This window comes from Streptomonospora mangrovi (genome assembly GCF_027604915.1).
GTDB lineage: Bacteria > Actinomycetota > Actinomycetes > Streptosporangiales > Streptosporangiaceae > Streptomonospora > Streptomonospora mangrovi.
In genome coordinates this window covers 1-12,831 of sequence record NZ_JAJAQC010000070.1, presented here as the reverse complement: position 1 = coordinate 12,831, position 12,831 = coordinate 1, and the positions used below count along the sequence as shown (strand labels likewise).

The window sequence follows — 12,831 nt, the reverse complement described above, 5'->3', positions numbered from 1 at the left end:
CTCGCGCTGGACCGCCCGCTGCTGCTGCCCGCCCGCCTGTGCGCCCCCGACCGGGGCGGGCAGCGGCGCGGCGCCGCCCCGGGGCGCCCCGCCGCCGCGCGGGCGCCGGGGGAGACGGCCGACGCGGGCGCGCGGGACCGCGCCGCCGGCCCGACCGCCGCCACCGGCACCGGTCCCCAGGCTTTGGCGCGGCGGCTGTCCGGCCTGCCCGCCGAGGACCGCCGCGCGGTGCTGCTCGACCTGGTGCGCGGCCACGCCGCCGTCGTGCTCGGCCACGCATCACCCACCGCGCTCACGCCCGGCCGCCCGCTCACCGAGGCCGGGATCGACTCGCTGACGGCGGTCGAGCTGCGCAACCGCCTCAACGCGGCCACCGGCCTGCGGCTGCCGGCGACCGTCCTGTTCGACCACCCCACCCCCGACGCGCTGGCCGCGCGGCTGGAGCGCGACCCCGACCTGCGCGCCGCCGCGCCCCCGGCAGAGGACACCGCACCGGCACCGCAGGCGGCGGAGGAGCCCGAGCGCGCCGAGCTGCTGCGCGCGCTCGCCGGAATCCCCCTGCACCGGCTGCGCGAGGCCGGCCTGCCGGCCCTGGTGCGCGACCTCGTCCGCGCCGAGGAGCCCGCCCCGCCCCCGCCGCCGGGGGAGGGCGCCGCCGCGATCGACGCGATGAGCGTGGCGGACCTCGTGGACCTCGCGCTCGGCGACCCCGACGACCACCCCGACGCCCCCTGACCACGGAGACCGCCATGACCACTCCCCGCCCCGGTCCCAACGCGCGCCCGCACGACACCGACCGGATCGTGTCCGCCCTGCGGTCCACGCTCAAGGAGAACGAGCGGCTCAAGGAGCGCAACCGGCGGCTCAGCGAGTCGCGCAGCGAGCCGGTCGCCGTCGTCGGGATCGGGTGCCGGTTCCCCGGCGGGGTGGGATCGCCCGAGGAGCTGTGGGCGCTGGTGGAGGCGGGCGGCGACGGCACCTCGGAGTTCCCGGCGGACCGGGGCTGGGACGCGGTGGGCCGGGGCGCGTTCCTGGAGGAAGCCGCCGGGTTCGACGCGGGGTTCTTCGGGGTGAGTCCGCGTGAGGCGCTGGCGATGGATCCGCAGCAGCGGGTGGTGCTGGAGACGGTGTGGGAGGCGCTGGAGCGGGCGGGGATCGAGCCGGGGAGCCTGCGGGGCAGCCGCACCGCCACCTACGTCGGGGCGATCCACCAGGAGTACGGCCCCCGGATGCACGAGGCGGCCGAGGAGACCGCCGGCTACACCATGACCGGCACGCTGAGCAGCGTCATCGCCGGGCGGGTCGCCTATGTGCTGGGGCTGGGCGGGGCGGCGGTGACGCTGGACACGGCGTGTTCGTCGTCGCTGGTGGCGGTGCACGAGGCGGTGATGGCGCTGCGGCGGGGGGAGTGCGATCTGGCGCTGGCCGGAGGGGTGACGGTGATGGGCTCGCCCGGGGTGTTCGTGGAGTTTGCGCGGCAGGGCGGGTTGTCGCCGGACGGGCGGTGCCGCTCGTATGGGGCGGGGGCTAACGGTACGGGGTTCGGTGAGGGTGCGGGGATCGTCGTCCTTGAGCGGTTGAGTGACGCTTTGGAGCGGGGTCGGTGCGTGTGGGGGGTGGTGCGGGGCAGCGCGGTGAACTCCGACGGTGCCAGTAACGGGTTGGCGGCGCCCTCGGGCCAGGCGCAGGAGGCGGTGCTGCGCGCGGCGTTGGCGGATGCCGGGGTGGACGCCTCGGCGGTGGGCGTGGTGGAGGGCCACGGCACGGGGACGGTGCTGGGCGACCCGGTGGAGGCCGGTGCGCTGGGCGCGGTCTACGGGCGCGCGGGCGGCGTTGTGGTGGGGTCGGTGAAGGCCAACATCGCCCACGCCCAGGCGGCGGCCGGGGTTGCGGGGCTGGTGAACCTGGTCGGAATCGTCGGCCGAGGCGTGATCCCCGCCGCCGTGGGCGCCGCCGAGGGCGTGTCCCCGCTGGTGGAGTGGGACCGCCTCGGCCTGGACGTGGCCACCGGCGGCCCGCGTAGGTGGCGGGCCGGTGAGGGCCTGCGGATCGGGGCGGTGTCGTCGTTCGGTATCAGCGGTACCAACGCCCACCTCATCCTGGAGCAGCCGCCGCGCGACGCCCGCCAACCCCGCGCGTTCGCCGACCCGGCCCAGCCGGCCGTACCCGCCGCCCGCGCCGACCCCCGCGCCGTGCCGCACCCGCGCTCGGGCACCGCCGCCGCGCCCGCCGGAACCGAACGCGGCCCCGGACCCGTGTCCGACCTGGTGCCGTGGCCGGTTTCCGCGCGTTCGGAGGCGGCGCTGGCGGAGCAGGCGCGGCGGCTGCTGGCGCACCTGGCCGCCCGGCCCGACCTGTCCCCGCACGATGTCGGGTTCTCGCTGGCCACCACCCGCACCCACTTCGAGCACCGGGCCGCCGTACTGCCCGACGCCCACGGCGACCACCGCCCCGGTCTGCAAGCTCTCGCCGAGGGCCGACCCGCGCCGACGCTGGTGCGCGGCCGCGCCGACGCGCCCGGCAAGACCGTGTTCGTCTTCCCCGGCCAGGGCGCGCAGTGGGCCGGGATGGCCGCCGGGCTGCTGGACGCCTCCCCGGTGTTCGCCGAGGCGGTCGCGGCCTGCGAGCGCGCGCTGGCCCCCCACCTGGACTGGCCGCTGGCCGACGTGCTGCGCGGCGACCCCGCCGCCCCCGCCCTCGACCGCGCCGACATCGTCCAACCGGCCCTGTTCGCGGTGATGGTGGCCCTGGCCGAACTCTGGCGCTCCTGCGGGGTGCGCCCCGACGCGGTGATCGGGCACTCCCAGGGCGAGATCGCCGCCGCCCACGTCGCCGGCGCCCTCACCCTCGACGACGCCGCCCACATCGTCGCCGCCCGCAGCCGCGCCCTGCGCCACCTCTCCGGCAGCGGCGGGATGGCCCAGGTCCCGCTGCCGGCCGACCGCGTCCGCGCGCTCATCGCCGACCTCGGCGAACCGCTGGCGGTCGCCGCCGTCAACAGCCCCGCCGCCACCGTGGTCTCGGGGCCGCCCGCCGCGCTGGACCGGCTCCTCGACCACTGCGCCGGCGCCGGCCTGCGCGCCCGCCGCATCCCCGTCGACTACGCCTCCCACTCCGCCGCCGTCGAGCCGCTGCGCGCCGACCTCCTCGGCGCCATCGACGGCATCACGCCGCGCCGCCCCCGCACCCCCGTCCACTCCACGGTCACCGGCGGCGTCCTCGGCGCGGCCGACCTCGGCGCCGAGTACTGGTACGCCAACCTGCGCGAGACGGTCGCCTTCGGCCCGGCCGTGCGCGCGCTGGCGGCCGCCGACCACGGCCTGTTCATCGAGATGAGCCCGCACCCGGTGCTCACCACGGCCGTCGAGGAGACCGCCGAGCACCTCGCCGCCGAGGCCGAGGCGCCCGGCCCCGGTGCCGGAGCCGGCCCCCGCAGCGGCGCGGCGGGACCCCGGCGGCCCGTCGCCGTGGGCTCGCTGCGCCGCGACGACGGCGGATGGCCGCGCTTCGCGGCCGCGCTCGCCGAAGCCCACTGCCACGGCGCCGCCGTCGACTGGGCCGCCGCCCACGCCGGCCGCCCCGGCGAACCGGTCGACCTGCCCACCTACGCCTTCCAGCGCACCCGCTACTGGCTGCCGCCCGCACCCCCCGCCCGCGCCGGCGGCGACGCGGGCACCGCCGCACCCGCCCCCGCGCCCGCCGAGGCCCGGTTCTGGGCGGCCGTGCACGACGGCGACGCCGGCACCCTCGCCGCCGCCCTCGGCGCCGAGCCCGACCTCCTGCGCGCCGTCCTGCCCGGCCTCGCCCGCTGGCACCGCGACCAGCGCGAGCGCGCCGCCGTGGACGCTTTGTGCTACCGCGAGCACTGGCGCGCCCTGCCCGACGCGCCCGCGCCCGCCCCCGCCGGCACCTGGCTGGTGCTGCTGCCCCCCGGAGCCGCGCCGGGCGCCCGCGCGTGGGCCGACGCGCTCGCCGCCGCCGGCGCCGCCACCGCCGTGGCCGAGGCCGACCCGCTGGGCGACCCCGCCGCCCTGGCCGCGCTCCTGCGCGCCGCCGCAGCGGGCGCGATCGGCACGGACGGCGGAGTCGGTGGTGCCGGCGCGGCCGGCGCCGGCCGCCTCGCCGGGGTGCTGTGCCTGCTCACCTGGCCCGGCCCCGCCTCCTCGCCCACCGCGCCCGACGCCGGCGGCCCCGCCGCGCTCGCCGCCCTCCTGCGCGCCGCCGAGGAGGCCGGAACAGTTGCCCCGCTGTGGTGTGCCACCGAGGGCGCGGTCTCCACCGGCCCCGGCGACCCGCTGCGCACCCCCGCCCAGGCGCTGGTGTGGGGCCTGGGCCGGGTCGCCGCCCAGGAGCACCCGGCGCTGTGGGGCGGCCTGGTCGACCTGCCGCCCCGCCCCGACCGCCGCACCGCCGCGCTGCTGGCGCGCGCCCTCACCGCCCCCGGCGGCGAGGACCAGTTGGCGGTGCGTCCCCGCGGCCTGCACGCCCGCCGCCTGGTGCGCGCCCCGGCCCAATCCGCCGCACCCGCCGACCCGGCCGGCGCGCACCGGCCCACGATCCCGCCGGGCACCGTGCTGGTCACCGGCGGCACCGGCGCGCTGGGCGCCCACACCGCCCGCTGGCTGGCCCGCACCGGCCCGACCGGGCTGCACCTGCTGCTGGCCGGGCGCCGGGGCGCCGCCGCGCCCGGGGCCGCCGGCCTCGCCGCCGAGCTGACCGGGCTGGGCGCCCGCGTCACCCTCGCCGCCTGCGACGTCGCCGACCGCGCCGACCTCGCCCGGCTGCTGGCCGGCATCCCCGCCGCCGACCCGCTGCGCGCCGTCGTGCACACCGCCGCCGCGCTGGACGACGCCCCCCTCGCCGACCTCGACCGGCCGCGCATCGCCGCCGCGCTGGCGGCCAAGGCCGCCGGCGCCTGGCACCTGCACGACCTGACCGCCGAGGCCGACCTGTCGGCGTTCGTGCTGTTCTCCTCGGTGGCGGGCACGCTCGGGGTGGCCGGGCAGGGCAACTACGCGCCCGCCAACGCCTACCTCGACGCGCTCGCCCGCCACCGCCGCGCCGGCGGGCTGTGCGCCGCGTCCGTCGCCTGGGGCGCGTGGTCGGCGGGGGCGGGGCTGGCCGAGCGCGGCGGGGTCGCCGCCCTGCTGCGCCGCCACGGCCTGCCCGGTATGCCGGTGGAGACCGCCACCGCCGCCCTCGGCCGCGCCTTCGGCAGGACCGCCGAGCCCGCGTTCGCGGTCGCCGACGTGGACTGGCGGCGGTTCACCACCGCCTTCACCGCCGCCCGGCCCACCACCCTGCTGGACGACCTGCCCGAGGCGCGCCGCGCCGCGCACGACGCCGTCGGCTCGGCGCCCCCGGCCGGTACCGACCCGGTCGCCGACCTGCGGCGCCGCCTGGCCGCAGCATCCCCACCCGAGCGCGAGCGCCTCACCCGCGCCCTGGTGCGCGAGCACGCCGCAGCGGTGCTCGGCCACGCCGCCGCCGAGGCCGTGGACGAGGCGCGGTCCTTCAGCGACCTCGGCCTGGACTCGGTGATGGCCGTGGAGCTGCGCAACCGCCTCGGCGCCGCCACCGGGCTGGCGCTGCCGGTGTCGCTGGCCTTCGACCACCCCACCGTGGCGGCGGTCGCCGCCCACCTGCGCGCCGGCCTGCGCGCTGCGGGCGCCGGCCCCGGCGAAGACCCCGCCCCCGGCGCCGGAGCCCACCCCGGCGCCGCCGAACTCACCGCCCTGGAGGCGCTGCTGCCGGCCCTGGACCCCGGCGCGCTGCGCGCCTCGAAGGTGCCCGAGCGGCTGCGCGCCCTGCTGCGGGCCTGCGAGCCCGACCCGCCCGCGCGGGCCGCCGCCGACATCTCGCTGGAGGACGCCACGCCCGACGAGGTGTTCGCCCTGATAGACGACGAACTCGACGACCGCCGCACCTGACCGCACGCCGCCGTCCGCGCAGTTATGGGGTCCCCTGATGACCGAGCCGAGCACCACCGAGCGCAAGCTGTTCGACTACCTCAAGCGGGTCACCGCCGACCTGCGCGAGTCCCGGCGCCGGCTGCGCGCGGCCGAGGCCGCCGCCCGCGAGCCGATCGCGATCGTGGGGATCGGGTGCCGCTTCCCCGGGGGGATCACCGCGCCCGAGCCGCTGTGGGAGTTCGTCGCGGCCGGGGGCGACGCGACGTCGGAGTTCCCCGCCGACCGGGGGTGGGACGTCGAGGGGCTGTACGACCCCGAGGGCGTCCGGCCGGGCACCAGTTCCACCCGCCGGGGCGCGTTCCTGGAGGAAGCCGCCGGGTTCGACGCGGGGTTCTTCGGGGTGAGTCCGCGTGAGGCGCTGGCGATGGATCCGCAGCAGCGGGTGGTGCTGGAGACGGTGTGGGAGGCGCTGGAGCGGGCGGGGATCGAGCCGGGGAGCCTGCGGGGCAGCCGCACCGCGACCTACGTCGGCGCGACGGGCGGCGGCTACATGCCCGACGCGGTCCGCGCACCCCGCGAGACCGAGGGCTATGTGGTCACCGGGACGGCGGCGAGCGTGCTGTCGGGGCGGGTCGCCTATGTGCTGGGGCTGGGCGGGGCGGCGGTGACGCTGGACACGGCGTGTTCGTCGTCGCTGGTGGCGGTGCACGAGGCGGTGATGGCGCTGCGGCGGGGGGAGTGCGATCTGGCGCTGGCCGGCGGGGTGACGGTGATGGGGTCGCCGGGCGTTTTCGTGGAGTTCTCGCGCCAGGGGGGTCTGTCGCCGGACGGGCGGTGCCGGTCCTATGGGGCGGGGGCTAACGGTACGGGGTTCGGTGAGGGTGCGGGGATCGTGGTGCTGGAGCGCCTGAGTGACGCTTTGGAGCGGGGGCGGTGCGTGTGGGGGGTGGTGCGGGGCAGCGCGGTGAACTCCGACGGTGCCAGTAACGGGTTGGCGGCGCCTTCGGGCAGCGCGCAGGAGGCGGTGCTGCGTGCGGCCTTGGCCGATGCCGGGCTGGACGCCTCGGTCGTGGGTGTGGTGGAGGGCCACGGGACGGGGACGGTGCTGGGCGACCCGGTGGAGGCCGGTGCGCTGGGCGCTGTCTACGGGCGGGCCGGTGGGGTTGTGGTGGGGTCGGTGAAGGCCAACATCGCCCACGCCCAGGCGGCGGCCGGGGTTGCGGGGCTGGTCAACCTGGTCGGAATCGTCGGCCGAGGCGTCATACCGCCCCTCGCGGGATCACCTGAGGGCGGTTCCCAGTTGATCGACTGGAACGCCCTGGGCCTGGAGTTGGCCACGGACGGCCCCCGCAGGTGGCGGGCCGGTGAGGGCCTGCGGATCGGGGCGGTGTCGTCGTTCGGTATCAGCGGCACCAACGCCCACCTCATCCTGGAGCAGCCCCCCGCCGGTCACGGCTACGACTTCGGCTCCGCTGACGAGACGCAGGCGCCCGCGCGCCTTCTGCCCACGTCGAGCCGCTGGCCGGCGGGCGCGGCCGCGCCGGATTCCACCGGGGCGGGCCGCGACGCCGGAGCGCCGGAGCCGGGGCCGCGCCATCGGCCGCATGACGCAGCGGTGCCCCACGCCGAAGCAGTCGAGCGCCGACACGCGGACACACGCGCGGCGGCCCGCCCCGGCGCAGTCGTCGGGACCGCCGGACATGTGCCCGATAACCCCGTGACGCTCACCCGCCAGGGGCGACGGGCGTCCTCGGCCGCTGAGCGGGCGGCCGTCCACGCTCGGGGGAACGGCGCCCAGCCGTCCCTCCCGGCCCCCGATCCCGCCGCCCTGGGCGGTGCGCCGCTGCCCCGGCGGGGTCCGGCCGCCTCGCGGGCCGAGGACGCCGGTGCGGACGCGCCCGCCGCCGAGTCTTCCGGCGAACCCGTGCCCCACCGCGCGCTTGGCCGCCCTCCCGCCTTCGGGGCGGGCGCGCCCGTGGCGCCGTGGCCGCTGTCGGGCAGGTCGGAGGCGGCGCTGGCGGAGCAGGCGCGGCGGCTGCTGGCGCACCTGGCCGCCCGGCCCGACCTTTCCCCGCACGACGTGGGGTTCTCGCTGGCCACCACCCGCACCCACTTCGAGCACCGGGCGGCCGTACTGCCCGACGCCCACGGCGACCACCGCCCCGGCCTGAGCGCCCTCGCCGACGGCGCGCCGCACCCCGCCGTGCTGCGGGGCACGGCCCCGCCCTCGCGCGAGTCCGCCGCCACCGTGTTCGTCTTCCCCGGCCAGGGCGCGCAGTGGGCCGGGATGGCAACGGGCCTTCTCGACTCCTCCCCCGTCTTCGCTGATGCGGTCGCGGCCTGCGAGCGCGCGCTGGCCCCCCACCTGGACTGGCCGCTGGGCGACGTGCTGCGCGGCGCTCCCGGCGCGCCCGCCCTGGACCGGGTGGAGGTCCTCCAGCCGGTCCTGTTCGCGGTGATGGTGGCCCTGGCCGAACTCTGGCGCTCCTGCGGGGTGCGCCCCGACGCGGTGATCGGGCACTCCCAGGGCGAGATCGCCGCCGCCCACGTCGCCGGCGCCCTCACCCTGGAGGACGCCGCCCGGATCGTCGCCGCCCGCAGCCGCCTGTGCGCCCCGCTCACCCCCACCACCGGGCTGCTCGTCGTCGCCCTGCCCCACGCCGACGCCGCCGCGCGCCTGCGCCCCTGGGGCCGGCGGCTCACCGTGGCCGCCGTCAACAGCCCCGAAGCCGTGGTGGTCGCCGGAGACCGGCCCGCCCTCGCCGAGCTGGCGGCGGCCTGCGCCGCCGAGGGCGTGGACACCCGCGAGGTCGGCTCCGCGTTCGCCTCCCACTCACCCCACGTCGAGCCGGTGCGCCGCCCGCTGCTGGACGCCTTCGCCGGGATCAGCCCGCGCCCGGCCGAGGTCCCGTTCCTCTCCACGGTGGAGGGCGCGGCCGTCGACGGAACCTGCCTCGGTCCCGAGTACTGGTACGCCAACCTGCGCCGCCCGGTTTTGTTCGAGGCGGCCGTGCGCGCCGCCGCCGACCTCGGCCGCGCCGTGTTCGTGGAGATCAGCCCGCACCCTGTCCTGCGCACCGCCCTGGCGCGCACCCTGGAGGCCGCCGGCCGTGAGGACGCGGCGGCCCGGGTGGTGGGCACCCTGCGCCGGGGCGAGGGCGGCCCCGCCGCCTTCACCGCCGCCCTGGCCGACGCCCACGTCCACGGCGCCGCGCCGTCGTGGCGGGCCGTGTACTCCGGCCGCCCGGCGGGCACCGTGCACCTGCCCACCTACGCCTTCCAGCACAGCCGCTTCTGGGCGGAGCGGCCGGCGGACGCGGACGCGGCGGCCGCCGCCGGGCTCGACACCGAACCGCACCCGCTGCTGGGCGCCGCCGTCACCGACGCGGCCACCGGCGCGCTCCTGCTGACCGGCGAGGTCGCCCCGCACCGGCTGCCCTGGCTGGCCGACCACGCCGTGGAGGGCGCGGCCCTGCTGCCGGGCACCGCCCTGGCCGACCTCGCACTGCACGCGGGCGACCGCGCCGACTGCCCGCACGTGCGCGAACTGGCCCTGCTCGCGCCCGTGCGGCTGCCCGAGCGCGGCCGCCTCCAGATCCAGGTCGGCGTGGCGGCGCCGGACGAGGACGGGCACCGGCCGGTGCGCATCCACAGCCGGCCGCGCGCCGCTGACGTGGGCGCCGGTGAAGGGGAGTGGACCCTGCACGCCGAAGGCGTGCTCGCCCCCGAGGCACCGCAGGAGGGGAGGGAGGGGGAGGGGCCGGCCCCCGCCGCGACCCGGCCGCCGGAGGGAGCCGTTCCGCTGCCGCTGGCCGACTGCTACGACCGCCTCGCCCGGCGCGGCTACCGCTACGGCCCCGCCTTCCGAGGGCTGCGCGCGGCCTGGCGCCACGGCGCCGACCTCTACGCCGAGGTGGCCCTGCCCGCCGACCGCCGCCCCGAGGCCCCCGGCTTCGCCCTCCACCCCGCCCTCCTCGACGCCGCCCTCCACCCCCTGCTGCTGGCCGAGGACACCGGCGCGGACGGCGGAGCCGGGCGTGCGCCCGACACGGCCCGCGAACCGGCGGTGCGCGTGCCGGGGGAGGACGCCGGTCCGGCCGGCTTCCCTGCGACCAGCAGCGCGGAACCCGCTTCGGCAGGGACCGGCGCGACCCCGGTTCCGGCCGAGGAGGACGCCTCGGGGGCGGCACCGGGTCCGGCGCGGCCGGCGGTGCGGATGCCGTTCGCGTGGGAGGGGGTGCGCCTGCACGCCGCCGACGCGGTCGCCCTGCGGGTGCGGCTGTCGCCGGCCGGTGACGGCGCGGTGCGCGTGGAGGCGACCGACCCGGACGGGGCGCCGGTCGTCACCGTGGAGTCGCTGACCTCCCGTCCCCTCGCGGAGTCGCCGGGCGGCGGCGCGGCCGGGCTCAGCGGTGCGCTGCTGCGCGTGGACTGGGTGCCCGTCGCCGTCCCCGAGCCGCTGCCCGCCCGGGAGTGCGCGTGCGTCGGCCCCGACACCGCGCTCGACGGCCTGGACCCCGAGATCGAGCGCTTCCCCGACCTCGCCGCGCTCCGCGCCGCCGTTGACGGCGGCCGACCGGTGCCGCGCACCGTGCTGCTCGCGCCCGCCGCGCCCGCCGTGGACGCGGAGGCCGTGCGCGCGGTCCTGCACCGCACCACCGCCGTGGTGCGCGACTGGCTCGCCGACGAGCGGTTCGCCGACTCCACCCTCGCCGTCCTCACCCGCGCGGCCGCCCCGACACCCGGGGACCTTGAGCCCGCACCGAGCGGGGCGCTGACGTGGCCCACCGCCATGCGGGAGGGCGCGGTCCCCACCGGTTCCGAGCATTCCGAAACCGCCGGCGGGCGGCTCGACCTGGCCGGGGCCGCCGTGTGGGGGCTGGTGCGGGCGGCGCAGAGCGAGCATCCCGGGCGGTTCGCGCTGGTGGACCTGCCGGCGGACACCTCGGACGCCCCGCCCGGACCGGTCCCGCTGCCGGCGGACACCTCGGACGCCCCGCCCGGACCGGTCCCGCTGCCGGCCGCCCTCGCCTCCGGCGAACCCGGGGTCGCCGTGCGCGGCGGGCGGCTGCTCGCGCCCCGGATGGTGGACGCCGCCGCCGGGGACCGGCTGCTGCCGCCCCACGGCGCGGCGCCCTGGCGGGTGGAGCCGCGCGGCGACGGCACCACGCGGCTGCGCGCGGTGGCCAACCCCGCCGCGAGCCGGCCCCTGCGCCACGGCGAGGTGCGGGTGTCGGTGCGCGCCGCCGGGCTCAACTTCCGCGACGTGATGACCACCCTCGGCGTCTTCCCCCGCCGCCACGACTTCGGCGCCGAGTGCGCCGGCGTCGTCACCGAGACCGGCCCCGGTGTCACCGACCTCCTCCCCGGCGACCGGGTGGCCGGCATCATGCACGGCTCCTTCGGCACCCACGGCGTGGCCGACCGCCGCCTCCTGGCCCGCGTGCCCGCCGCCTGGACCGACGTGCGGGCCGCCGCCGCGCCCGTGGCCTACCTCACCGCCTACCACGCCCTCGTCGACCTCGCCGCCGTCCGCCCCGGCGAGAAGGTGCTGGTGCACGCCGCCGCCGGCGGGGTCGGCCTCGCCGCCGTCCACCTCGCCCGCCACCTCGGCGCCGAGGTCTACGGCACCGCAAGCCACGCCAAGTGGCCCCTGCTGCGCGCCGCCGGGATCGCCGAGGACCGCATCGCCGACTCCCGCACCCTCGACTACGCCGACCGCTTCGCGGCCGCCGGCGGCGCCGGCCTCGACGTCGTCCTCAACGCCTTCACCGGCGCACACGTCGACGCCTCCCTGGGCCTGCTCGCCCCCGGCGGCCGCTTCATCGAGATCGGCGCCACCGACGTGCGCCGCCCCGAGGACGTCGCCGCCGCCCACCCCGGCACCGCCTACCGCGCCTTCCGGATCGACGCCCTGGCCCCCGAACGCCTCCAGGCCGCGCTCGCCGAGGTCGTCGCCCTGCTCGACTCCGGCGCGCTGCCCCACCTGCCCGCCGCCGCCTGGCCGCTGCACCGCGCCCACGACGCGTTCCGCCGCCTCCAGCAGGGCCGCAGCACCGGCAAGCTCGTGCTGCGGCCCCCGGCGCCGCTCCACCCGCGCGGCACCGTCCTCATCACCGGCGGCACCGGCCGCCTCGGCGCCCTCACCGCGCACCACCTGGTGCGCCGCCACGGGGTGCGCCGCCTCGTGCTGGCCGGCCGGCGCGGCGACCGGGCGCCCGGCGCCGGCCGCCTGGCCGCCGAGCTGGCCGACCTGGGCGCCGAGGTCCAGGTGCGCGCCTGCGACGCCGCCGACGCCGACGCGCTCGCCGCCCTGCTCGCCGAGATCCCCGCCGACCGCCCCCTGACCGCCGTGGTGCACGCCGCCGGCGCCCTGGCCGACTCCGTGGTCGCCGACCTCACCCCCGAGCGCCTCGACCGCGTGCTCGACGCCAAGGCGCGCGCCGCCTGGAACCTGCACACCCTCACCCGCGACCGGGGCCTGGCCGCGTTCGTGCTCTACTCCTCGGCCGCCGCCGTCCTCGGGCCGCCCGGCCAGGCCGGCTACGCCGCCGCCAACGCCTACCTCGACGCCCTCGCCGAGCACCGCCACGCCCTCGGCCTGCCCGCCACCTCGATCGCGTGGGGCCTGTGGGCCGCGCGCAGCGAACTGACCGCCGGCCTCACCGCCGCCGACCTGGCGCGCATGCGCCGCCTGGGTGTGGCCGGGCCGCTGTCCACCGAGCGCGCACTGGAGGCGCTGGACACCGCTTTGGCCTCCGGCGCCCCCCACCTGCTGGCCCTGCCGGTGGACACCGCCGGGCTGCGCGCGGCGGCGCGGCGCGCCGGCACCGTGCCGCCGCTGTTTCGCGCGCTGGTCCGCCCGCCCCGGCGCGGCGCCGCCCAGGGCGCCGAGCCCGCCGGACCCGCCGAGGCGGCC

At 79.5% G+C, this 12,831-nt stretch carries 3 protein-coding genes; all 3 read left to right on the top strand.

The features are described 5' to 3' along the window. The coding region (locus LG943_RS25585) for an acyl carrier protein (protein ID WP_270074936.1) at nt 1-735 on the top strand (735 nt) is incomplete at its 5' end. A gap of 14 nt (nt 736-749) precedes the next feature. Next, nucleotides 750-5,930 carry a type I polyketide synthase gene (locus LG943_RS25580; protein WP_270074935.1) on the top strand — a complete coding sequence of 1,727 codons (5,181 nt, stop codon included), beginning with the start codon at nt 750-752 and terminating at the stop codon, nt 5,928-5,930. Nucleotides 5,931-5,967: 37 nt separating this feature from the next. Continuing rightward, on the top strand, nt 5,968-12,831 hold a 6,864-nt coding region (locus LG943_RS25575; protein WP_270074934.1), incomplete at its 3' end, for a type I polyketide synthase.